Source organism: Nonomuraea sp. NPDC050478, from assembly GCF_044458265.1.
In the GTDB taxonomy this organism is placed as follows: Bacteria; Actinomycetota; Actinomycetes; order Streptosporangiales; family Streptosporangiaceae; genus Nonomuraea; species Nonomuraea ferruginea.
The window spans coordinates 397150-419700 of the sequence record NZ_JBITHT010000003.1; the positions used below are offsets into that span (position 1 = coordinate 397150).

Sequence of the window (22551 nt, forward strand, 5' to 3'; positions counted from 1 at the left end):
GTGATTACACCTCCTTCGGGGACTCGGTGCCGAGAGGCCGCTCGGGTGCGGCCTCGAGGAACGGCAGACGGCACGGACGTTCGCCCTGGGCCGTGCCGATGGCGAACAGCACGCCCGCCGTTCCGGTCGAGAAATCCATGGACAGCCGCAGGAGCTGGTCACCGGGGAAGGCGAGCCCTTCCCCGTACGGGAGCGCGTGCCAGCTCAGGGACTTGATGTGCGGTTCGATCACGGGGTCGCCGGCCAGTGCGGCGATGATGCCGGCGCGGCCGGTGAACATGCCGGGCTGGACGAAGAACCCGGACCGGGCCACCAGCTTGAGCTCGGCCAGGGCGGTCGCCAGCTCGTCGTCGTGGCGGTGGGCCAGGTAGCGGGCCAGGACGGCGGCGATGCCGACGGATCCCTCGTCGAGGTACGGCAGCAGCCGCCAGCCCTGGTTGACCTGGAGCGAGCCGTCCACGGCGTGGGCGCAGCGGCGCAGGTCCTGCCGGAGGGCGCGCTCGGCCAGGTCGAGCAGCGCCGTGTCGCCGGTGTGCTCGTAGGCGTGCAGGAAGAGCAGGGCGGGCCCGGACGAGCCGTACAGGAGCCCGGCGCGCGGGTGCTCGCCGCCGCTGGTCTCGGGCACGTCGCCGACGTCGCCGAGCCGGTCGGCGCAGATGCCGGCGGCGCGCAGCGCCTCGTCGGTGCGGCCCAGGCGCAGCAGGTTCAGCCCGATGCCGGACAGTCCGGAGTGCAGGGCGGACTCCAGGCGCTCCCAGTTCTCGCGCATGGCGATCTCGACCAGGTCGTGCGCGTCCTGCCGGTGCCCGAGCAGGTCGAGCACGTACGCGATGCCGTGCAGCCCGTCGTACAGTCCGAGGCCTGAGCCGGGGACGGGGTGCGGCGCCCGCTTGCGCAGCCACTCCTCGTGTTCGGGGAAGCGGCCCGCGCCGGTGGCGTGCAGCGCGTAGAGGACGCCGGCGGCGCCGGTGGCCATGTTGAGCCCGCCGCCCGGCCGGAACTGGGTGACGTCTCCGGGGAAGAGCCTGTCGTCCCGCTGCGGCGTGGCCGACGCCAGGATGGCCCGGCACATCGCGTCGCGCAGTTCCGGCCAGGGGGCGGAGCCCGGCAGCGGCATCGGCGCCGGCTCACCGGCGTCGCCCGCGATGATCCCGACGGTCTCGTCCAGGTACGCGGGCGGGACCGGGAACGTCTCGGCGACGAGCCGCCCGAGCTGGACGACCTTGGGGCGGTGCAGCGGCAGCATGATCGTGCACTGGGGGGCGAACAGCCCCAGCCGCAGGCAGGCGAGCGCGTACTCGTCGACGCCGGCGCCGCGCCGGTCCTCGGGGGCCGCGAAGGCCGGGTGCCCGAGCGCGGGGCGGGTGTCGTCGGCGAGCAGGGTGGCGACCTCGTAGTCGATGAGCACCACCCGCCCGCTCTCGGTGAGCAGGATGTTGTCGGGGTGCAGGTCGCCGAAGACCACGCCGCGCTCGTGCAGCGCGGCGACGGCACGCCCGACCTGCTCCAGGGTCTCCAGCGCCCAGTCCGTGTACTCGGCGAGGTCCCGCTCGGTGCAGGTGGCGCGGGTCAGGGGGAAGCGGTGGACGAGCCGCCGCTGCAGCGCCACGCCGTCGACGAACTCCTGCACGAGGAAGTGGTGCTCGCCGAGGACGAAGTGGCCGCGGAGCGCGGGGACGGCCGCCAGCCCGTCCAGCCGTTCGAGGATGGCCCGCTCGTGCTCCAACCGGGCCACGGCGTCGCGGCCGGCCGCGTCCAGTCCCGCGTACGGGCGCGCTTCCTTGAGCACGACCTGTTCCTGGGTGCGTAAGTCGCGGCCCAGGTAGACGCCGCCGCCGTTGGAGAAGTGGAGCACGCTCTCGATCCGGTACGGGAGCTCCGAGGTGGTGACGGCGTTGCGCGCGGCCAGGTGGGGCTGGAGGAACTCGGGCAGCGTCGTCCAGGGCGGCACCGTGAACGTCGAGCCGCGCACGTCGGGCACCAGCCGGCCGCCGCCGTCCTCGACGGCGAGCACCCGCTCGCCGGAGCCGGACAGGGTGTGCCGCTCGGCGAACCCGCCGTAGCGGACGTACAGCGGGCCCTCGCCGTAGCGCAGGTCACTCAGGATGTACGGGCCGCGCACGTCCTGCAGCAGCTCGCGCAGCTCCTTCAGGACGAGCTCCAGCTGGGCCTCGTCGCGGGGGTAGATGGTGACGAGCTTGCCGCTGGAGGCGCGGGAGGCGGCCTTGGAGTTCGTCATGACCAGCACGGCGAGGCCGCGCAGGAACTTGAACGCGATCCCGCGGGGCACGCAGTAGTCCCAGACCGTCTCGATCGCCTTCTCGGCGTCCTCGACCCGGGCGGAGACGTGGATCTTCCAGCCTTGGGCGGGCAGGGGCGGGGCGCCAGTGGGAGCAAAATAACACCATGTGTCGGTCTTCTCGTGAAACCAATTCGCGGGAAGGGTCCGGCCGAGAATGGCGAATTCGGCATCCGCGGCGTCAGTGTGCTCAAGGTTGTCGTAGAAGACGGGATCGGCCAGGCAGTACAGCTCGTGCTGGTCCATCAGGTGCGACCTCCGGTGCGTTCTCGTATGAGATTGCTCCAGAAGCCCGCTTGACGTCTAGTAGCACATTACATGACTCATATCTGTTAAAATAATTCTCTATTGTGTGTTTTTCATCAATCAACGGTTGTGCGGCAGATAAACCGTGAAGGTGAACGATCCCTCGGGCGCCGGCGTCGCCTCCAGCCAGCCGCCGAGCATGGCCATCCTCTCGGCCACGTTGAACAGCCCCTGACCGGCGCTCTCGGTCTTGCGCCGCGGGCTCGCCCCGTCGTTGCGGATGGTGAGCCGGACCAGATTGTGACGTTCCATAAGATGGATCGAGCACTCCTTGGCCTCCGTGTGACGCAGCACGTTCGTCACGCCCTCGCGCAGCGCGTGGGTGAGCGCCTCGGCCTCACCCGGGGAGAGCTCCCGGCAGGACACCTGCACCTGGCAGCGCACGCCGACGGACTCCAGCAGGGCGGAGGCCGAGCTCAGTTCGGCCTCCAGCGACAGGCCGCGGGTGCCGTGCGCCACCGCCCGCACGTCGGCGGCGAGGCCGCGTACCAGGGAGACCGTCACCTCCAGCTCGGCGCCCGCCTTCTCGTCGTCCTCCTCCACCAGCCGCTGGAGGAGCTGGAGCTTGAGCACCAGGGCGGTGAGCCGGTGCCCGAGCAGGTCGTGCAGGTCCCTGGTGAAGCGGCGGCGCTCCAGCGACACGGCCTTGCCGATGGCCTCGGCATGGGCGTCCGACAGCCTGTCACCGCGCAGGACCAGGTGGACGATCACGTACTCCAGCAACCCGACCGCCGGCGCGGCGACGGCCCAGCCCCGGTCGGCCACGTCCGGGAACGCGAGCAGCACCGGGCCGCACGCCAGCGCGAGCGCCACCAGGACCGGCGACCTGATCCGGCCGGTCAGCAGCAGCAGCCCGCCGGCCAGCAGCCCGCACACGGGCGTCCAGGCCGCTCCGAACAGCGGTAACGGCAGGTACGTCAGCCAGACCTGCGCCCCGAAGATCCACCACCGCCCGTCGCCGCCCAGCAGCACGCCCAGCACGAACGAGGCGTGCACCGCCAGCAGGGCGAGCAGCGTGAGCGACCCGGCCACGGCGTCGCCGGAGCCCGCCAGGCCGGAGAACACCGCCGCGGAGAGCCCCAGCGCGCCGGCCGCCAGCCCGATGCCGCCGATGACGAGCGGTGAGTACGCCGACGAGCGCAGACGGTGAACGATGTCGGCTACGTTCACCCGTCTCCCCGTTGAGTGGCCCGATCCCGCCCTGGCGGGAAAAGGCCCGCCCCCATCCCAATCGACCCGATCCGAGCGGATCTGTAAAGGGTTCTTTCCGCTTTTGGACACTCCGTTGTACAGAACCTCCCGGCGCATCGCAACGCCGCAGGCTGCCCTAAAGTTGCCCCATGGAATACACACGGCTCGGTGACACCGGCTTGAAAGTTTCTCGTATTTGCCTGGGCATGATGAGCTATGGCGATCCGGGCAAGCAGGAATGGGCGCTGACGGAGGACGCGGCGGAGCCGATCGTCCGCCGGGCGGCCGACGCGGGCGTGACGTTCTTCGACACCGCCGACATCTACTCGCGCGGCGTCAGCGAGGTCGTCACCGGCAACCTGCTGCGCAAGATCTTCCGCAGCCGCGACGACTACGTGCTGGCGACCAAGGTGTTCTTCCCGATGGGCAGGGGCGCCAACGACGGGGGCCTGTCACGCAAGCACGTGCACGCCTCGATCGACGCCTCGCTGCGCCGGCTCGGCACCGACCACGTGGACCTCTACCAGATCCACCGGTGGGACCCCGAGACGCCGATCGAGGAGACCATGGAGGCGCTGCACGAGGTGGTCAAGGCTGGCAAGGCCCGCTACATCGGGGCGTCGACCATGTGGGCGTGGCAGTTCGCCAAGGCGCAGCACGTGGCGGAGCTGCACGGCTGGACCCGGTTCGTGTCGATGCAGAACCACTACAACCTGCTCTACCGCGAGGAGGAGCGCGAGATGCTGCCGCTCTGCCTCGACCAGGGGGTGGGCGTGATCCCGTGGAGCCCGCTGGCGCGCGGCGTGCTGGCCCGCGCGGGCGCGCCCGCCGAGACGGCGAGGACGGGCTCCGACGCGCGCATCGAGGCCCTGTACGCGCCGGAGGCCGACCGCCAGGTGCTCGACCGGGTGGCGGAGCTGTCGCGCGAGCGCGGGCTGCCCGCCGCGCAGGTCGCGCTGGCCTGGCTGCTGCACCAGCCGGCGGTCGACGCGCCGATCGTGGGCGCCACCAAGGACCGCCACGTGGACGACGCGGTGGCGGCCGTGGGGGTGTCGCTGTCGGACCAGGAGCTGGCCTTCCTGGCGGAGCCGTACCGGCCGCGCGAGGTCCGTTTCTGACACGTCCGATCGGTACAAGACGCGGAGGCGGCGGACGGCGGAGCATGGACGCATGAGTCACGACCGTCCGTCCGCCGCCTCCTTCATGGCGGGGCATGCCAGGGTTCTCGACCGCCGCCGCTTCGAGCTGATGGAGGGCGGCGGCGACGTGGCCGGCGTGCTGGCCGCGCTCGACGCCTACCGCAATCCCGACGGCGGCTACGGGTGGGGCCTGGAGCCCGACCTGCGCTCGCCGGAGAGCCAGCCGGGCGCGGCGCTGCACGCGTTCGAGGTGCTGGAGGAGATCGCTCCGGCGACGTCGCCGCGGGCGGCGGAGCTGTGCGGGTGGCTGGAGTCGGTGACGCGCGACGACGGCGGGCTGCCGTTCGCGCTGCCGCTCGGCCTGCCCGCCGCGACCGCGCCCTGGTGGGCGGGCGCCGACCCGTCGGTCTCGTCGCTGCAGATCACCAGCGTGTCGGCGGCGGCGGCGCACCGCGTGGCCGCGCACGACCCGGCCGTCGCCGCCCACCCGTGGCTGCGCCGGGCCACCGACCACTGCCTGGAGGCGATCGGCGCGCTGCGGGAGCCGCCCGGCGCCTACGTGCTGGCGTTCGCGGTGCGTTTCCTGGACGCCGTGTACGAGTCGCGCCCGGAGGCCGCCGGGCTGCTGGCGCGGCTGGCGAAGCTGGTGCCCGCGGACGGGCGGGTGCCGGTGGCGGGCGGCACGGCGGACGAGGCGCTGCGGCCGCTCGACTTCGCCCCGTACCCCGGCCGCCCGGCGCGTGAGCTGTTCGCGCCCGGCGTGGTCGAGGCGGACCTGGACCGGCTGGCCGGCGAGCAGCGCGACGACGGCGGCTGGAGCGTCGAGTACGCCCGCATCTCGCCCGCCGGGGCGCTCGACTGGCGGGGCGCGATCACCGTATGGGCGCTGGGCGTGCTGCGCCGCAACGGCCGCTGAATTGTCGGAGCGGCCCCCTAAGCTGGGGCGCATGGCACGGGCAAACGACGAGGCGGCCGCCGCTCTCCAGGAATACGCGGAGCTGTTCGCGCTCACCGGCGGCGACGCCTTCCGGGTGCGGAGCTACCAGAAGGCCGCGAAGGCGATCGCCGGCTACCCCGACGACATCGCGGCGGTCGACGTGCGCGGCGTGCCCGGCGTGGGCGAGGCGATCGCCAAGAAGATGGAGGAGTTCCTCCGGCGTGGCAGCTTCCGCCAGCTCGACGACCTGCGCGGCCGGGTGCCCGAGGGGGTCAGGCGGCTGACGCGCGTGCCGACGCTGGGCCCGAAGACCGCGATCATGCTCTACGAGGAGTTCGGCGTCGACTCGCCCGCCGCGCTCGCCGAGGCGATCAGCGGTGGGCGGCTCGACGGGGTCAAGGGTCTCGGCCCGAAGACGCTGGCCAACCTGCTCAAGGGCGTCGAGCAGCTGGAGCAGTCCGGCCGCCGGGTCCACATCGGGGTCGCCATGGCCCTGGCCGAGCAGGTGATGGCCTCGCTGTCCGCCGAGCGCGTCGCTTACGCCGGGTCGCTGCGCCGGATGCGCGACACGATCGGCGACATCGACATCCTGGCCGTCGCACCAGAGTCGATCATGGAGGAGTTCCGCGCCCAGCCCTACGTCGCCGAGGTGATCGCGGCGGGCGCGAAGAAGACGTCCGTCCGCACCACCTCCGGCATGCAGGTCGACCTGCGCGTGGTGCCCGCGGAGTCGTGGGGCGCGGCGATGCAGTACTTCACCGGGTCCAAGGAGCACAACGTCGCCGTCCGGGAGATCGCGGTCAAGAAGGGCTGGAAGCTCTCGGAGTACGGGCTGTTCGAGGGCGAGCGGGTGATCGCCTCGGAGTCGGAGGAGGAGATCTACGCGGCGCTCGGCATGCGGTTCGTGCCGCCGCCCATGCGCGAGGACGGCGGCGAGATGAAGGCGGCGCTGGCCGGCGAGCTGCCCGTCCTGGTGGAGCTGTCCGACCTGCGCGGCGACCTGCACACCCACACCGACCTGACCGACGGCATCGCGTCGCTCGACGACATGGTGGCGGCCGGGGCCGCCCTGGGCTACTCCTACTACGCGGTCACCGACCACGCCCCCGACCTGGCGATGCAGCGGATGACCCTCGACAAGGCGCTGGAGCAGCGCGAGCGGGTGGCCGCGCTGCAGGCGCGCCGCCCCGGCATGCGGCTGCTCCACGGCACCGAGCTCAACATCGCGCCCGACGGCTCGGTCGACTGGCCCGGCGAGATCCTGCGCGGCTTCGACGTGTGCGTGGCCTCGGTCCACTCCCATTTCACGATGGGCCGCGACGAGATGACCCGCCGGTTCATCGCCGCCTGCGAAAACCCGTACGTCGACATCATCGGCCACCCGACCACCCGCAAGATCGGCAAGCGCGGCATGGTCGACGCCGACTGGGACGCCGTCTTCCGCGCCGCCGCCCGCACGGGCACCGCCATGGAGATCGACTCCTACCCCGACCGCTCCGACCTGCCGGCCGACCTGGTGCGGCTGGCCAAGCACCACGGGGTCAAGTTCTCGATCGACAGCGACTCCCACGCCATCCCGCACCTCGCCCACCAGCGGTTCGGCATCGGCATCGCGCAGCGGGCGTGGCTGACGACCGACGACGTCATCAACACCTGGCCGCTCGATCGGCTGCTGAAGTTCCTGGGGCGCTGACCTGCCCGCAAGAAATCTCCGTTGATGTCACCTATGTCGGCAGTTCCCATGGGGTTGCCGATGATGGGCTTCGGTAGAAGCAACAAACAGGACGTCCCGCCGTCGCAGAGGCCGTTCGCCTGCCGGTGATTTGGGTATGTCCCGGTCGTATCCGGCTGGAGCGATCCACTGCGGCCGGTTTTCCCCTCGTACGCCCACAGTGACATGGCCAGGAGGTGAAAGGCGTTGAGGGGGACTCTGGGCGCGGTCGTCAAGCCGCTGCCCGACCAGCTGTTCATCCGGCACGCCGCGGACGCCGACAGCGTCGGCGAAGACGGCGGTCCCTCTTCGCGCGCCCTGGCTCTGGGCAGCGGGAACGCCGAGATGCGGTGGGAGAGCATGGCGGGGCAGGGCTACCACACGCCCACCGACCGCTTCTTCGTGCGCCACCACACCTTCACCCCGCGGCTCGACGCGGCGACGTGGCGGCTGCGGGTGCACGGCCGGGGGGTGCGGCGGCAGGTCGAGTTCGGCTACGACGACCTGCTGCGCATGCCGGCCCGCACCCTCGACGCGGCCATCGAGTGCGCGGGCAACGGCCGACGCTTCTACGCGACCCAGCAGGGCACGGCCGCCCCCGGCGCGCAGTGGGGGCTCGGCGCCATCGGGGTGGCCCGGTGGCGCGGCGTGCCGCTGAGCGAGGTGCTGCGTGAGGCGGGGGTGCGTGACGAGGCGGTCGACGTGGTGGCCTGCGGGCTGGACGCGCCGTTCGAGAGGTACGGGCGAGTCCGCCGGCCGCTGCCCGTGTGGAAAGCCATGGACGATGTGCTCGTGGCCTATGAAATGAATGGCGAGCCGCTGCCGCCGGACCATGGATTTCCGGCCCGGCTGGTCGTCCCCGGCTGGGCCGGAATCGCGTCCATCAAATGGCTCGGCGATATTGAAGTCTGTACGACCACGGTTCTCACGCCATGGAACACGGTCTTTTACCGGGGGGTCGCGCGGCAGCCGGTGAAAAGCGCTTTCGAGCTCGCCTGGGACGCCCGGGTGCAACTGGGCGAGCCGTTGGTGCTGCGCGGCCGTTCGTGGTCGGGCCGGGGGCGGATCGTGCGCGTGGAGGTCAGCTTCGACGGCGGCTGGAGCTGGCGCGACGCCGATCATCGCGGACATCACCTGGTCGGCGCCTGGTTGCCGTGGCATGTCATGTGGGTGCCCGACCATCCGGGCCCGCACGTGCTCATGGCCAGGGCCACCGACGCGTCGGGTGTCACCCAGCCACTGGTCACCCCCTGGCATCCGGCGGGCTATCACTTCGACGCCGTCGTGCAACATCCCATTTACGTGGTGCGTGGTTAGGAAAATGTCACGCATCTCGGTTGAGCTGGGTATTCGGGCACGGCGCGCACAGCCCCCGGCAATTCATCTGAAAGACTCGCGCAGAAACGTTATGGAAATCCCTTCATGTGATGCTGACCACACCCTAGGGAAATGGGAGATCAGATGCGCCAGCTGACCGCGCTCGACGCGCAGTTCCTCAACGTCGAGACGGCGACCACCGCCGCGCACGTGGCCGGACTGGCGATCCTCGACGCCGCCGACGGCCGCCTGAACCGTCAGGCGCTCGCCGACCTCCTGCTGGAGCGCCTGCATCTGGCGCCGGCGCTCCAGCTCCGGCTGGTGGAGGTGCCGCTCGGTCTGGATCACCCGTACTGGGCCGGCGATCCGGAGTTCGACATCGACAACCACCTGTTCGAGATGACGCTCCCCGCGCCGGGCGGCGAACGGGAGCTGGCGGAGGCGGTGGCGGAGATCCACGCCCGCCGGCTGGACCGGACGCACCCGCTGTGGGAGATGCATCTGATCAACGGGCTGGCGGGCGGGAAGGCCGGCGTCTACACGAAGGTCCACCACGCGGCGATCGACGGCGTCTCGGGCGCCGAGACGCTCGCCGCCCTCCTCGACCTCGCTCCCGAGACCGGCCCGCTCCCCCACTGCGCCACCCGTACGGGCAAGACCTCCAGGCCGGCGGCCGTGTCCGGTGACGAGGGCGACGGGGTGGTGCGGGAGATGGCGTCCGCGCGGCCGAAGGCGGGCGCGGCGGGCGAGGAGGCGCCCGGGCTGCTCGCGATGCTGGCCGGGGCCGCCGCCAACGGGGTGGCGCATCCCGGGCGGGCTCTGCGGTCGGTCATGCGGGCGGCCGGCGATCTCGACGCCATCCCGCTGGCCGCGACCGTGCCCGGATCGAGGCTGATCGCCAGGGCCGCCCGGAAGGTGGCGGGCGACCCGCGCGAGCGTCCGCCCCTGCCCAGCCTGACCGCGCCGCGGACCCCGTTCAACGGGCCGATCAGCCCGCGCCGCCACCTCGCGTTCGGGTCGGTGTCCTGGAAGGACGTCAAGAACGTCGCCAGGGCCAACGGCATGAGCGGCAACGACGTGGTGATGGCGCTGTGCACGACCGCGCTGCGGGCCTGGCTGCTGGAGCGTGACGCGCTGCCGGACGAGCCGCTGATCGCCGCCGTCCCCGTGGCGGTGCGCTCGGCCGGCGCGCAGGAGCGCGTCGGCAACCAGATCTCCGCCATGATCGCCCCGCTGCCGACCACCACGGCCGACCCCGAGGAGCGGCTGCGGGTCGTCGGCCAGACGATGAGCGCGGCCAAGCGGCGCTTCGCGCTGGCGCCGACGAGCTGGCTGAGCGAGCTGTGCGCCGTGCTGCCCTCGCCGGTCACCGGCCTCGTCACGCCGGCGATCTTCCGGTTCGTCTCGGCGGCCCGCCCTCCGGTCAACCTGATCATCAGCAACGTGCCGGGGCCGCAGTTCCCGCTCTACCTGTGCGGGAGCCGGGTGCTGTCCTACTACCCGATGTCGGTGCTGAGCGACGCGACCGGCGGGGTCAACATCACCTGCTTCTCCTATGACGGGATGCTCGACTTCGGCGTGGTGGCCTGTCCCGAGCGGATGGACGACGTGTGGAGCCTGCTCGACCACCTGCGGCGGGCGCTGGACGAGCTCGTGGACAGGCCGGACGAGTACCACGGAGGACGCGACGCCTTCCCGCACTGAGCGTCTTTGTTGTATCGTCTGAGACATAATTGTCTCAGACGATATGAAGGTGTCTCATGAGTGTGGGCCGCGAGCAGATACTCACGGCGGCGATCCGTCATCTGAACGAGGACCCGACGGCCTCCATGGCGGAGCTGGCCGAAGCCGTCGGCATCAGCCGGGCCACGCTGCACCGCCACTTCAGCAGCCGTGACGAGCTGATGGTGGCGCTGGGACACCGGGCGCTGGCGGAGTGGGAGCAGGCCCAGGAAGCCGCCGGGGTGGCCGTGGGGGCGGCCTCGACCGACCCGGAGGAGATCCGGCGCGTGCTCGACGCGTTGCTGGAGCGGCTGATCGAGGTGGCGGACGCCTACGGGTTCGGGCTGACCGACCACGCCATGGCGGTCCACCCCGACCTGCTGCGGCGGTCGGACGAGCTGGAGGAGCGGGAGGTGGCGCTGTTCGCCGCCGCCCAGCGGGCCGGCCTGCTCCGCGCCGACCTGCCGCCCCGCTGGATCAGCAACGCGGTCTTCGGCCTGCTGGTGGCGGTCCGGGAGAGCCTGCGCCGGGGCGAGGTGGCCCGCCGCGACGTCCGCCACCTGCTCACCACCACGTTCTTCCAGGGCGCGGCCGGCGACGGGGGGCGGGCATGACCGTGGCCGGGCCGGAGCCGTCGACGCGGCGGCGGTGGGCCGGGCTGGCGGTGCTGTCCGCCAGCGTGCTCATCGTGGTCATGGACATGACCATCCTGAACGTCGCGCTGCCCGCCATCTCGGAGGCGCTGCTGCCCGGCTCCGCCGAGCTGCTGTGGATCGTGGACGTGTACGCGCTCGTCCTGGCGGGGCTGCTGGTGACGGCCGGGGCGCTGGGCGACCGGTGGGGACGCAAGCGGATGCTGCTGGCCGGGTTCGCGGTGTTCGGCGCGGCGTCGGCGGCGGTGCTGCTGGCCGGCGGGTCCGCCGAGCTGATCGCGGTGCGTGCGGTGCTCGGCGCGGGCGGGGCGATGATCATGCCGTCCACGCTGTCGATGATCCGCACCCTGTTCACCGACCCGCGCGAGCGGGCCACCGCGCTGGGCGTGTGGGCGGCGATGGCGGCCGTCGGCGCGGCGCTCGGGCCGATCCTGGGAGGCGCGCTGCTGGAGGTCTTCAGCTGGCAGTCGGCGTTCCTGGTGAACGTGCCGATCATGGTCGTGGCCATCGTGGCGGGGCTGTTCCTGCTGCCCGAGTCGCGCGCTCCCCGGCCGGGCGCGTGGGACGCGACGGCGACCGTGCTGTCCATCGTCGGCATGGGGTCGCTGGTGTACGGGATCAAGCGCGTGGGCGAGTACGGCCTGGGCGACCTCACCGGGACGGCCGCGGGGGCGGTGGCGGTGGTGGCCCTGGGCTGGTTCACCGTCCGATGCCTGCGCCGGCCGGATCCGCTGCTGGAGCTGCGGCTGTTCCGCAGCCGGCCGTTCACGGCGGGCGTGGTGACGGCGCTGGCCACGTCGATCGCGATCGCGGCCACGCTGCTGCTGCTGGCGCAGTGGATGCAGCTCGTGCGCGGCTACGGCCCGCTGGAGACGGGGGCCCGGCTGCTCCCCGCGGCGGTGGCGGCCGCGGTGGCCTCGCCGCTGGCGCCCCGGCTGGCGGCGCGCGTGGGCGCCCGCGCGGTGCTGGCGGGCGGGCTGGCGGTGTCCGGGCTGGGGTTCCTGATGCTCTTCGTCGCGCCGGCGCTCCTGGGGGACGCCTCCGGGTCCTTCGCGGCGGGAGCCGTGGCGTCCGACGGGCTCGGATACGGGACGGTGGCGGGCGCGCTGGCCCTGATCGGGGCCGGGCAGGGATCGCTGGCCGTCGCCTCGGCGGCGATCATGTCGGGGGCGCCCGTGGCGAAGGCCGGGAGCGCCGCCGCCATCGAGGAGACCAGCTACGAGATCGGGGGCGCGCTCGGCGTGGCGATACTCGGGAGCGTGGCGGCGGCGGTCTACCGCACAGGGCTGGACTACCGGGGGCCGTCGGCGGAGGTCGCGAGCGAGTCTCTCGGGGGTGCGCTGACCGTGGCGGCCGAGCTCGGGCAGGCGGGGATGCGGCTCGCCGAGCAGGCCAGGAGCGCGTTCACCGAGGCGCTGACGCTCACCTCCGGGGCGGGCGGGGTGCTCATGCTGCTGGCCGGGCTGGGAGTGTGGCTCATGCTGCCGCGAGGCCTCGACCTGTCGCGCCACTGATGCCGCCGTGCCGCGCGAGGCGCGTGGTGACCGGTGCGGATAATGGGGTGATGAGATCGATAGGCACCACAGATCTGTCCGTCCACCCCATCGCGCTCGGCACCAACGTGTTCGGCTGGACCGCCGACAAGGAGACGTCCTGGGCGGTGCTCGACGCCTACGTCGAGGCCGGCGGCAACTTCATCGACACCGCCGACAGCTACCCGTACTGGGCGACGGGCGAGTCCACCTCCGAGATGCTGATCGGCGAGTGGATGGAGCGCCGGGGCAACCGGGACCGCCTCGTGCTGGCCACCAAGGTCGGCATGCTGGAGGGGCTCAAGGGGCTGGCGCCGCGGACGATCAGGACGGCGGTGGAGGCGTCGCTGCGCCGGTTGCGCACCGACCGCATCGATCTCTACTGGGCGCACGTCGACGATCGTGACACCCCGCTCGGGGAGACGCTGGAGACGTTCGGCGAGCTGATCCGCGAGGGGAAGGTCCGCCACGTCGGGGCGTCCAACTACGGGCCCGAGCGGCTGGCCGAGGCGCTGAAGGTGGCCGACGAGAACGGGCTGCCCCGGTACGTGGCGCTGCAGCAGCCGTACAACCTGGTCGAGCGCGCGTACGAGGGAGAGCTGCGCGACGTGGTGGCCAGGGAAGGGCTGTCCAGCACGCCCTACTGGGGGCTGGCCAGCGGGTTCCTGACCGGGAAGTACGCGGGCGGGGCGGCGGTCGACAGCCCGCGGGCTTCGAGGGCGGCCGTTTACCTGCGGACGGAGCACGGGCGGCGGACGCTGGAGGCGCTGGGCAAGGTGGCGGCCGAGCGCCGGGCGGAGCCCGCGACGGTGGCGCTGGCGTGGCTGGCCGCGCAGCCCACGGTGGCCGCGCCGATCACCAGCGCGCGCAGCGTGGAGCAGCTGGCGCCGCTGATGGCCGCGGCCACGCTGGAGCTGACCCCGGAGGAGCTGCGGCGCCTCGACGAGGCCTCCCGCCCCTGACCGCACGCGCCCGGCCGATGAGGTCCTGTCGAGGGCGGGGGTCGGCCGGGTCAGTGGATGCGGTCGGCGAGGGAGACGCACAGGGCGCGGAGGTCGGCGGCGCCGGGGAGGCAGTCGTCCACGGTGGCCAGGGCTGACGACAGGTAGCGGTCCGCCAGGGCCTCGGCCTCGGCGCGGCCGCCGGCCTCCTCGACGAGGCCGGCGGCGCGCCGTACCGAGTGCTCGTCGGCGGCGCCCGCCTGGAGGAGGGCGGCGAGGTCGTGGGCGGCGGCGCCGTCGGTGGCGAGGGCCGCGAGCACCGGGTAGGTCTTCTTGCCGCGGCGCAGGTCACTGTCGGCGGGTTTGCCGGTGACGCCGGGGTCGCCCCAGATGCCGAGGATGTCGTCCACGAGCTGGAAGGCGACGCCGAGCTCGCGGCCCATCTCCCACAGGCGCGGGGCCAGGTCCGCCCGGCCGCCCAGGATGACGCCGGTGGCCGCGGCGGCGCCGAGCAGGCCGCCGGTCTTGCCTAGGGTCATCTCGGTGTACTCGTCTGCGGTCACCGCGCCGGGGCCGCGCCACGGGCGGTCCTCGAAGGCCATGTCGGCGGTCTGGCCCTGGACCAGCTCGACGAGGGCCCTCGACAGGTAGTTCATGGCCTCGCCGGAACCGGCGAGCTGGGCGACGGCGAGCGCCAGGAGGGCGTCGCCGGCCAGCAGGGCGGGGCCGGTGCCGTACGCCTTCCACAGGGCCGGGCGGTGCCTGCGCCGCTCGTCGAGATCGATGATGTCGTCGTGCACCAGCGAGAACGCGTGCACCAGCTCGACCGCGACCGCCGCGGGCACCGCCGACTCGGCGGGCGCGCCGGCGGCTTCGGCGCAGAGCAGGGCGATGGCCGGGCGCACGCCCTTGCCGCTGTTGCCCTCGTACGGCCTGCCGTCGGCGTCGGACCAGCCGAGTGTGAACGCGGCCATCCTGGCGCTCCAGGGATGCAGCGAGGACACCGCCTCACGCAGGGCGGGCTCGAAGAGACTCCGGCAACGCGCTATCGCCGCGTCGCTCCCCGGCGTGCCAGGATCCCCGAGATCCACTGGTGCTCCTTCTGCCTCGATCTTGAATGTACCGCCAAGATCATGTGATACTCCATCCTAGATTTGGCTTTTGTGGGCAAATGTCCGTCCCGGTGGGGACGGGGTGCTGTGGGCTTGGAGGCACGACTGTGGCGACCGGCGCCGCACCGACCAGAACCGTTCCCTTTCTCACCAGACTCACCAAGCACCACCGGATCCCGGTCAACGCCCTCGAAGAGGCATCGGTGCAGGCCGGAGGCGAGCTCGTCCGGCTCCACATGGGCCCGTTCCGCCCCTACCTGGTGACCCATCCCGACCACGTCCAGCACGTGCTGACCCAGAACCAGACCAACTTCGTCCGTGAGGGCATGTTCTGGGACCCGCTGGCGCCGCTGCTCGGCGAAGGCATCCTGTCGGACGGCGAGACCTGGGCGGAGAGCCGCCGGATCCTGCAGCCGCTCTTCACGGCCAGGTACGTCAACTCGCTGGCCGAGCAGATGGCCGTGATCATCAACGAGCTGATCGAGGAGACGATCGTCCCGGGGCGGCCGATGGACATCTCCCGCGGCGTCTCGGCGATCGTGCACCCGACGATCGTCCGGCTGTTCTTCGGCTCGAAGATCTCCGCGGCGGACATCGCCCGGCTGGTGCCGGCCTACGACGTCGCGGTCACCGCCAAGGCCGTGCGCCTGGTGATGCCGTTCGTGCCCGAAGGCATGCCGATGCCCGGCGACCGGGCGTTCCGGCGCGCGATCAAGGACATCGACGCGGTGGTGTACCCCCGCATCCGCGAGGCCAGGGCACGGGCGCGGGAGGGCCTGGACCAGGACAGCACCGACGTCGTCGCGCGCCTGGTCAGCGCCCGCGAGGACGTCCCCGGCGAGGAGGGCGACCGGCGGATCAGGGACGACCTGGTGGCCATGCACGGAGCCTCCACCGAGACCTCGGCCACGGCGCTGACCTGGGTCTGGCCGGTCCTCGACGCCTACCCGGGGATCGCCGCGAAGGTGTACGAGGAGATCGACCGGGTGGTGGGCGGCGACCCGGTCAGCACCAGTCACCTGCCGCACATGCCGTACCTGAGGATGTTCGTCAACGAGCTGCTGCGGCTCTACCCGCCGGGCTGGATCCTGCCGCGCAAGGCCGTGGAGGCGGACGTGGTCGGCGGGGTCGAGGTCGAGGCCGGGTCCACCATGCTGCTCAGCCCGTACCTGACGCACCGGATGCCGGACTTCTGGGAGTCGCCGACGGTGTTCGACCCGGAGCGGTTCGCGCCGGGATGGGAGGCCGGGCGGCACCGGTACGCCTACTGGCCGTTCGGCGCGGGGCCGCACGTGTGCCTGGGACAGCACCTGTTCCAGATGGAGGCGCCGCTGCTGATCGCCGGGATCCTGCGCAAGTACCGGCCGGTGGTGCACGTCGACCGCCCGGTGACCCCGCGGCTGGCCTCCTCGCTGCGGCCCCCGCCCGGGCTGACGATGACCCTCGTGCCGGCGGGCCGGTCATGAACGATCCCGGCGCGCTGTTCGCCACCGGGCGGACGTGCGCGCTCGCGGTGGCGGGCGGGCGCGACCTCGAACGGCACGCGGCGCGCTACGAGGGCCTGTTCCCCCGCGAGTCCTTCGACTCCGGTCTCTTCGGCTCGCTGGCGATGGCCGGCGCGTTCGGCTCGCCGTGGGCGAGCCCGGCCTCGCTGCGCGTCGTCAACCGGACGTCGCTGCTGGTGTTCGCCGTGGACCGGCTGTTCGACGAGGAGGCGGCCGCACGGGACGACGTGGCGGCGCTGACCAGGACCTGCCTGGCCGCCGCGGACGGGTTCCCGGCCGCTTCGCCCGTCGCCCGCTTCGTGGGGGACCTGCGGGCCGAGCTGGGCACCGTGGCCGCCTTCGCCGCGCTGGAGCCGGCCTGGCGCGAGCGGCTGGAGCTCATGGTCGCCGCGATGGCCCGCGAGTGGGAGTGGAGCAGGGGCGGCGGCAGGCCCTCCCCCGAGGAGTACCTGTCGAACGCCGACAGCAGCGGCGCCCTGTTCATCGCGGTCTCGCACTGGATCTACACCGGCGAGGTCACGACCCCGGAGGACCTGGCGGGGCTGCGGGCGGCGGGCGAGACCGTGCAGCGCTACCTGCGGCTGCTCAACGACCTGGCCACGCACCGCAGGGAGTCGGCGTCCGGTGACGTCAACGCGCTCACCCTCGGCATGACGGCGGACGAGGTGAGGACGCGGATGGCGGAGCTGGCGCGAGAGGCCGCCGAGCTGATCGAGCCGTTGCGCGACAGCCGCCCGCGGGCCGCGGACCACCTCTGGTGGCAGATCCACTACAGCGCCGGCTTCTACGGGCTGTCCGACTTCTGGGCTTCGGGGGCGGCATGAGCACCGACATCACCCGGCGTGCCGCCGAGCTGGTCGCGGGCCTCATGGTGACGCCGTGGGGCCAGGTCTCCCCTTCGGTGTACGAGACGGGGCGGCTGGTCACGCTGGCCCCCTGGCTCGGCGGTCATGCGGAGCGGATCGCGTTCCTGCTGGCCGAGCAGGGTGCGGACGGCTCGTGGGGCCCGCCCGGCGGATACCGGCTCGTACCGACGCTGAGCGCCACGGAGGCGCTGATGAGCGCGGCGCGCGACGGCGACCGCGAGGTGCTCCTGCCGGCCGCGAAGGCGGGGCTGGAGGCGCTGCGGCGCATGCTCGCGCAGCCGCCCGAGCTGCCGGACACACCGGCCATCGACCTGATCGTGCCGTCGCTGGTGGCGCTCATCGACGGGCACGGGTACGGCGAGCCGCTGCCGCATCCGCCCGGGATGGACGGATCCCGGCTCGAACTGGTCAAGCGCCTGCTGGAGTCCGGCGCCCAGCCGCCGCAGAAGGTGCTGCACGTGCTGGAGGCGGCGGTGCCGCAGCGGGCGGACGGCGTGCTGCCCACGTCGATCGGCACGGTCGGCGCCTCGCCGGCGGCGACGGCCGCGTGGCTGGGCGGTTCCGCGCCGGCCGACTCGTCCGACTCCGCCAGGCACCACCTGGAGGCGGTGGCCAAGCGGTTCGGCGGGCCGGTCCCGGTCGGGCTGCCGATCACCGTGTTCGAGCGCGGATGGGTGCTGAGCTGGCTGGCCAGGGCGGGCGTGCCGGTGGAGGCGCCGCCGGAGATGATCGCCGACCTGCGGGCGGCGATCGGCCCGCAGGGCACGCCGGCGGGCGCCGGCCTGCCCGCCGACGCCGACACCACCAGCGTCGCCCTCTACGCGCTGGCCCTGCTCGGCGTGCCGTCCGATCCCGAGTCGCTGCTGCTGTTCGACACGGGCACGCACTTCTGCACCTGGCAGGGCGAGGACGGCTTCTCGCCCAGCGTCAACGCCCACGTGCTGGACGCGTTCGGCCAGTACGTGCGGGCCAGGCCCGCCGCGGCCGAGCGGTACGGGCCGGTGATGGCGCGGGTGGCCGGCTGGCTGGCCGGGCTCCAGCGGCCCGACGGGAGCTGGGACGACCGGTGGCACGCCTCCCCCTACTACGCGACGCTGGGCTGCGCGCTGGCGCTGGGCGAGTTCGGCGGGCCGGAGCACGCCGGCGCGGTGCTGCGGGCGCGGGAGTGGGTGCTGGCCAGCCAGCGGGACGACGGGTCATGGGGGCGGTGGGCGGGCGTGCCGGAGGAGACCGCCTACGCCGTGCAGACCTTGCTGCTGTCAGGACCGGAGCCGGACGAGCGGTGCAAGCGGGCAGCAGGGCGTGGATACGACTATCTTCTCCAGGTGGTCGATTTACCGCATTTCACACCATTGTGGCATGACAAGGACCTTTACTCGCCGACAGCGATCGTGCGAGCCGCGGTCCTGGCGGCCTTACACGTCGCGGAGACCCGCATGCAATACGAATTTAACCCGAAAAACAGGACATAGCGTCTCATTCGCGCCGTTTTGTGTTGAGGCAGCAATAGTACATTGCTAGGGTGACCCGAGTGTCAGATTCCTGGTTTGCCCATTTCGCCGCCTTGACAAGGTATGCTTACCGCGCTTTTCCGACGGGTGGGCCCGATGCGCTTCCGTAACGCCAGCGTCCGCTCGAAGGTCACGGCGCTGATCGTGTCGCTCATCCTGCTGTGGGCGTTCGCCGCCTGGGTCACGCTGCGGGAGGGCGTCAACCTGCTCGGGGCCGCCACCGTCGACTCGCAGGTGGTCGAGCCGAGCGAGCCGCTGCTCGTCGAGCTGCAGCGCGAGCGCCGCCAGACGATCGCCCGCATCGGCGCGGGGTCCAGGGGCGCCGACAAGGCGCTGCGCGACCAGCGCGCGCGCACGGACGCCGCGCGCGCCGAGTTCGCCGCCTCCATCGACAGCACCGCCGTGTCACTGGCCGCCGAGGACTCCCTGATGGAGCGCATCGCGGACGTGCGGGCCGAGCTGGCCAAGCTTGACCAGGGCAGGAAGTCGATCGACTCCGGCCGGGCCGGCGGCGCGCAGGCCGCCGCCGCCCCGTACAACAACGTGATCGACTCCCTCTACCAGATGTACGACTCGGTGGCGGCGTTCGACGACAAGGAGATCGCCAAGGACGGACGGACCCTTTCGCAGATCCACCTCTCCCGCGAGTGGCTGGCGCGCGGGGACGCGCTCATGGCGGGCGTCTTCGCCAGGGGCGGGTTCACCCCGGACGAGCACGCCGAGTTCATCACCACCGCGGGCGTCTTCCGCCACACGCTGTCCACGGCCATGTCCCAGCTCCCGGACGAGGACTGGACGGCCTTCGACCGGTGGATGAAGAGCGACCCCGCCACCCGCGTGCAGGCGATGGAGCAGCGGCTCATCCAGCACGACCCCCGCGTCGGGCCGCTGCCGGTGGACGCCGAGGAGTGGCGCAAGGCGACCGAGTCGACGCTGGCCGACATGCAGCGGGTGACGCTCGCGGCCGGTGACCGGCTGGCGGAGCGCATCGTGCCCATCGCCGTCGGCGTCGTCGTCCGGCTCCTCCTGGCCGGCGGCCTCGGCCTGGTGGCGGTCATCGCCTCGATCGTGCTGTCGATCACCACGACCAGGCAGTTGCTCGCCCAGCTCAGGAAGCTGCGCGACGCCGCGCACGAGCTGTCGGACGAGCGGCTGCCGCGCGTGGTCGAGCGCATCGGCCACGGCGAGGTGGTGGACGTCTCGAAGGAGGTGCCCGACCTCGACTTCGGCGACAACGAGATCGGCCAGGTGGGCCAGGCGTTCAACGCCGTGCAGCACACGGCGATCAGCGTCGCCGCCGAGCAGGCCGAGCTGCGCCGCAGCATCCGCGACATCCTGCTCAGCCTGGCCCGCAGGACGCAGGGCCTGGTCCACCGCCAGCTCACCGTGCTGGACGTGATGGAGCGGCGCGAGACCGACCCGGAGGAGCTGAAGGAGCTGTTCCGGCTGGACCACCTGGCCATCCGGATGCGCCGCAACGCGGAGAACCTCATCGTCCTGTCCGGCTCGTCCCCCGCCCGCACCTGGCGGCGCTCGGTGCCGATGCTGAACGTGGTGCGCGGCGCGCTGGCCGAGGTGGAGGACTACACCCGGGTGACGATCCTGCCGCTGGGCGACGTGGTGCTCGTCGGCCGCGCCGTCGGCGACGTCATCCACCTGCTCGCCGAGCTGATCGAGAACGCGGTCTCGTTCTCCCCGCCGTACACGGCGGTGCAGGTCAGCGGGCAGCTCGTGGCCAACGGGTACGTGATCGAGATCGAGGACCGGGGCCTCGGCATGAAGCCGGAGGACCTGGCCTCGGCGAACGAGCGCATCGCCGACCCGCCGGAGTTCCGGATCACGGGCACCGCACGGCTGGGCCTGTACGTGGTGAGCCAGCTGGCCAGGAGGCACGACATCCAGGTCAGGCTGAAGGCTTCCCCGTACGGGGGGACGACGGTCGTGGTGCTGCTGCCGCAGGACCTCGTCGAGGTCGACACCGACCCGCATCCGCACGAGGGCGAGGCGTCGCCGGCCCTGCCGCGCAGGGCCGTGGCGGTGGCGGAGCGCGCGCCCGCGACGCACAACGTCCGCCAGCTCAAGGTCGCGGCCGATCCGGCGCGGCCGCAGCCCCTGCCCCAGCCCGTACGCGACCAGCCTCGTCAGGCCCCGAACCAGCAGCCGGCCCCGCGCGCCGTGCCCGCGCGGACCGGCGAGTCCGAGGAGACCGTGGAGCCGAAGCAGCCCGAGTTCACCCCCGGAGGCCTGCCGCTGCGCGTGCCGCAGGCCAACCTGGCCCCCGCCCTGCGCGAGGAGGGGCCGAGCACGCTGGACGACACCGAGGAGGACGATGAGCGTTCGCCGGAGGAGATCCGGGCGATGATGGGATCCCTGCAGTCGGGCACCCGTCTCGGCCGGACCGAGGCCGCCAAGCTGATGGGCGAGCAGCCGGGAGGTGACTCATGAGCCCCGGCACCGACCTCAACTGGCTGCTCGACGACCTGGTCGGGCGGATCGGCGACGTCGAGCACGCGATCGTGCTGTCCTCCGACGGCCTGCTGATGGCCTCCTCGGCCGGGCTGGTACGCACCGACGGCGAGCACCTGTCGGCCGTGGCCTCCGGGCTGCAGAGCCTGGCCAAGGGAGTCTCCGAGCACGTGAAGGGCGGCCCGGTCAAGCAGACGGTGGTGGAGTGGAAGTCCCAGTTCCTCATCGTCACCACGGCCGGCGAGCGCGCCTGCCTGGCCGTGCTGTGCGGGCAGCAGGCCGACATCGGCCTCGTCGCCTACGAGATGGCGATGATGGTCGCCCGCGTCGGCCAGTACCTCACCTCGGGGGCGCGGGTCGAGGCCGCGCAGGTCGAGGCGGGGAGGGAACGGTGAGCGCCACCGACGGCCCCACGGACGAGCACTGGATCGACCCGGAGATCATCCGCCCGTACGTGGTGACGCGCGGCCGGACGGCCCCCACGCGGGGCAGGTTCGACCTCATCTCCATGGCGCTCGCGATCGGCCCGCCGCCCGGCCCGGACGCCGGGCTGGACCCGGAGCACCTGTCGATCCTGCGGCTCTGCCGCGAGCCCAAATCCGTGGCGGAGATCGCCGCCCATCTGAACCTGCCCGCGGGCACCATCCGCGTGCTGCTCGGCGACCTGTTCGACAGGGAGCTCGTCTCGGCCCAGGAACCGCAATCCGAGGTGGACATGCATGACGTGAAGATGTACAGGGCGGTGCTCGATGGTCTTCGATCGCTCTGAGCGGCCGCGCCTCCCGCGGGCCATCAAGATTCTCGTGGCCGGCGGCTTCGGCGCGGGCAAGACGACCATGGTGGGCGCGGTGTCCGAGACCCGGCCGCTGCGCACCGAGGAGATCCTCACCGACCGCAGCGTGGGCGTGGACGACCTGTCCAGCGTCGAGGCCAAGCGGACCACGACCGTGGCGATGGACTTCGGCCGCATCACGCTGAACGACGAGTACGTGCTCTACCTGTTCGGCACGCCCGGGCAGGAGCGGTTCTGGTTCGTCTGGGACGAACTGGCGGAGGGGGCGCTGGGCGCGGTCATCCTGGCCGACACCCGGCGGCTGGCCGACTGCTTCCCCTCGGTCGACTACTTCGAGCGGCGCGGCACGCCGTTCGTGGTCGCGGTCAACTGTTTCGAGGGGGCTCCCTCGTACGACCTGCCCGAGGTGCGGCTGGCACTGCAGCTCAACCCGTCGATCCCGATCGTGATGTGCGACGCGCGCAAGCGCGACTCCAGCCGCGAGGTGCTGATCACGCTGGTGAAGCACTCGGCGCGGCTGCGCGCGGAGCCGGTGGGCTGACCCTCGGCT

The 22551-nt window shown here is 72.3% G+C and carries 18 protein-coding genes; 15 read left to right on the forward strand and 3 right to left on the reverse strand.

Annotation, left to right across the window (positions count from 1 at the left end):
• Positions 1-4 precede the first annotated feature (4 nt).
• Entirely contained in the window at positions 5-2545 is a 2541-nt protein-coding gene (gene lanKC, locus ACIBF7_RS16325; RefSeq protein ID WP_219547633.1) for a class III lanthionine synthetase LanKC, read from the reverse strand.
• Positions 2546-2665: 120 nt separating this feature from the next.
• Positions 2666-3775, reverse strand: a complete 1110-nt coding sequence (locus ACIBF7_RS16330) for a sensor histidine kinase (RefSeq protein ID WP_397197458.1) — start codon at positions 3773-3775, stop codon at positions 2666-2668.
• Between the two features lie 170 nt (positions 3776-3945).
• On the opposite strand from ACIBF7_RS16330, the gene ACIBF7_RS16335 reads away from it, so the two are divergent.
• From ACIBF7_RS16335 to ACIBF7_RS16370, 8 genes are all read left to right on the forward strand, one after another.
• The gene (locus ACIBF7_RS16335) at positions 3946-4914 is read left to right on the forward strand and encodes an aldo/keto reductase (RefSeq protein ID WP_397197459.1); all 969 of its coding nucleotides are present in this window, start codon (positions 3946-3948) and stop codon (positions 4912-4914) included.
• A 52-nt stretch (positions 4915-4966) separates the two neighbouring features.
• On the forward strand, positions 4967-5851 hold the full coding sequence (locus tag ACIBF7_RS16340; protein WP_397197460.1) for a hypothetical protein: 885 nt from the start codon (positions 4967-4969) through the stop codon (positions 5849-5851).
• Positions 5852-5882: 31 nt separating this feature from the next.
• Entirely contained in the window at positions 5883-7565 is a 1683-nt protein-coding gene (gene polX / locus ACIBF7_RS16345) for a DNA polymerase/3'-5' exonuclease PolX (RefSeq protein WP_397197461.1), read from the forward strand.
• A gap of 225 nt (positions 7566-7790) precedes the next feature.
• On the forward strand, positions 7791-8900 hold the full coding sequence (locus ACIBF7_RS16350; protein ID WP_246640623.1) for a sulfite oxidase: 1110 nt from the start codon (positions 7791-7793) through the stop codon (positions 8898-8900).
• Positions 8901-9044: 144 nt separating this feature from the next.
• On the forward strand, positions 9045-10604 hold the full coding sequence (locus ACIBF7_RS16355) for a wax ester/triacylglycerol synthase family O-acyltransferase (RefSeq protein WP_219547643.1): 1560 nt from the start codon (positions 9045-9047) through the stop codon (positions 10602-10604).
• 56 nt (positions 10605-10660) lie between these two features.
• Complete coding sequence (locus ACIBF7_RS16360) at positions 10661-11236, forward strand: TetR/AcrR family transcriptional regulator (RefSeq protein WP_397197462.1); 576 nt, start codon at positions 10661-10663, stop codon at positions 11234-11236.
• Complete coding sequence (locus ACIBF7_RS16365; RefSeq protein WP_397197463.1) at positions 11233-12789, forward strand: MFS transporter; 1557 nt, start codon at positions 11233-11235, stop codon at positions 12787-12789. The genes ACIBF7_RS16360 and ACIBF7_RS16365 overlap by 4 nt, the downstream gene beginning before the upstream one ends.
• Positions 12790-12839: 50 nt before the next feature.
• Positions 12840-13769, forward strand: coding sequence for an aldo/keto reductase (locus ACIBF7_RS16370; protein ID WP_397197464.1), 930 nt, complete (start codon positions 12840-12842; stop codon positions 13767-13769).
• A gap of 50 nt (positions 13770-13819) precedes the next feature.
• Here ACIBF7_RS16370 and ACIBF7_RS16375 read toward each other — a convergent pair whose 3' ends face one another.
• Complete coding sequence (locus tag ACIBF7_RS16375) at positions 13820-14722, reverse strand: polyprenyl synthetase family protein (protein WP_397197465.1); 903 nt, start codon at positions 14720-14722, stop codon at positions 13820-13822.
• A gap of 245 nt (positions 14723-14967) precedes the next feature.
• On the opposite strand from ACIBF7_RS16375, the gene ACIBF7_RS16380 reads away from it, so the two are divergent.
• The 7 genes from ACIBF7_RS16380 (at position 14968) to ACIBF7_RS16410 (ending at position 22542) form a co-directional block, all read left to right on the forward strand.
• Positions 14968-16326 carry a cytochrome P450 gene (locus tag ACIBF7_RS16380; RefSeq protein ID WP_397197466.1) on the forward strand — a complete coding sequence of 453 codons (1359 nt, stop codon included), beginning with the start codon at positions 14968-14970 and terminating at the stop codon, positions 16324-16326.
• Positions 16323-17189: a terpene synthase family protein gene (locus tag ACIBF7_RS16385; protein WP_397197467.1), complete on the forward strand. Its 867-nt coding sequence runs from the start codon at positions 16323-16325 to the stop codon at positions 17187-17189. The genes ACIBF7_RS16380 and ACIBF7_RS16385 overlap by 4 nt, the downstream gene beginning before the upstream one ends.
• Positions 17186-18703, forward strand: a complete 1518-nt coding sequence (locus ACIBF7_RS16390; RefSeq protein WP_397197468.1) for a prenyltransferase/squalene oxidase repeat-containing protein — start codon at positions 17186-17188, stop codon at positions 18701-18703. The genes ACIBF7_RS16385 and ACIBF7_RS16390 overlap by 4 nt, the downstream gene beginning before the upstream one ends.
• 135 nt (positions 18704-18838) lie before the next feature.
• The gene (locus ACIBF7_RS16395; RefSeq protein ID WP_148030607.1) at positions 18839-21187 is read left to right on the forward strand and encodes a nitrate- and nitrite sensing domain-containing protein; all 2349 of its coding nucleotides are present in this window, start codon (positions 18839-18841) and stop codon (positions 21185-21187) included.
• Complete coding sequence (locus ACIBF7_RS16400; RefSeq protein ID WP_148030606.1) at positions 21184-21603, forward strand: roadblock/LC7 domain-containing protein; 420 nt, start codon at positions 21184-21186, stop codon at positions 21601-21603. The genes ACIBF7_RS16395 and ACIBF7_RS16400 overlap by 4 nt, the downstream gene beginning before the upstream one ends.
• Positions 21600-21977 carry a DUF742 domain-containing protein gene (locus tag ACIBF7_RS16405; RefSeq protein WP_148030605.1) on the forward strand — a complete coding sequence of 126 codons (378 nt, stop codon included), beginning with the start codon at positions 21600-21602 and terminating at the stop codon, positions 21975-21977. Before ACIBF7_RS16400 ends, ACIBF7_RS16405 begins: the two co-directional genes overlap by 4 nt.
• Positions 21958-22542 carry an ATP/GTP-binding protein gene (locus ACIBF7_RS16410; RefSeq protein WP_148030604.1) on the forward strand — a complete coding sequence of 195 codons (585 nt, stop codon included), beginning with the start codon at positions 21958-21960 and terminating at the stop codon, positions 22540-22542. The genes ACIBF7_RS16405 and ACIBF7_RS16410 overlap by 20 nt, the downstream gene beginning before the upstream one ends.
• Positions 22543-22551 lie beyond the last annotated feature (9 nt).

Excerpts from the sequence above, each read along its gene's own strand:
- polX (WP_397197461.1), top strand. The coding sequence starts at position 5,883 with ATGGCACGGGCAAACGACGAGGCGGCCGCCGCTCTCCAGGAATACGCG.
- ACIBF7_RS16385 (WP_397197467.1), top strand. The coding sequence starts at position 16,323 with ATGAACGATCCCGGCGCGCTGTTCGCCACCGGGCGGACGTGCGCGCTC.
- ACIBF7_RS16370 (WP_397197464.1), top strand. The coding sequence starts at position 12,840 with ATGAGATCGATAGGCACCACAGATCTGTCCGTCCACCCCATCGCGCTC.
- ACIBF7_RS16410 (WP_148030604.1), top strand. The coding sequence starts at position 21,958 with ATGGTCTTCGATCGCTCTGAGCGGCCGCGCCTCCCGCGGGCCATCAAG.
- ACIBF7_RS16400 (WP_148030606.1), top strand. The coding sequence starts at position 21,184 with ATGAGCCCCGGCACCGACCTCAACTGGCTGCTCGACGACCTGGTCGGG.
- ACIBF7_RS16335 (WP_397197459.1), top strand. The coding sequence starts at position 3,946 with ATGGAATACACACGGCTCGGTGACACCGGCTTGAAAGTTTCTCGTATT.
- ACIBF7_RS16355 (WP_219547643.1), top strand. The coding sequence starts at position 9,045 with ATGCGCCAGCTGACCGCGCTCGACGCGCAGTTCCTCAACGTCGAGACG.
- ACIBF7_RS16360 (WP_397197462.1), top strand. The coding sequence starts at position 10,661 with ATGAGTGTGGGCCGCGAGCAGATACTCACGGCGGCGATCCGTCATCTG.
- ACIBF7_RS16390 (WP_397197468.1), top strand. The coding sequence starts at position 17,186 with ATGAGCACCGACATCACCCGGCGTGCCGCCGAGCTGGTCGCGGGCCTC.
- lanKC (WP_219547633.1), bottom strand. The coding sequence starts at position 2,545 with ATGGACCAGCACGAGCTGTACTGCCTGGCCGATCCCGTCTTCTACGAC.
- ACIBF7_RS16340 (WP_397197460.1), top strand. The coding sequence starts at position 4,967 with ATGAGTCACGACCGTCCGTCCGCCGCCTCCTTCATGGCGGGGCATGCC.
- ACIBF7_RS16395 (WP_148030607.1), top strand. The coding sequence starts at position 18,839 with ATGCGCTTCCGTAACGCCAGCGTCCGCTCGAAGGTCACGGCGCTGATC.
- ACIBF7_RS16375 (WP_397197465.1), bottom strand. The coding sequence starts at position 14,722 with ATGGCCGCGTTCACACTCGGCTGGTCCGACGCCGACGGCAGGCCGTAC.
- ACIBF7_RS16365 (WP_397197463.1), top strand. The coding sequence starts at position 11,233 with ATGACCGTGGCCGGGCCGGAGCCGTCGACGCGGCGGCGGTGGGCCGGG.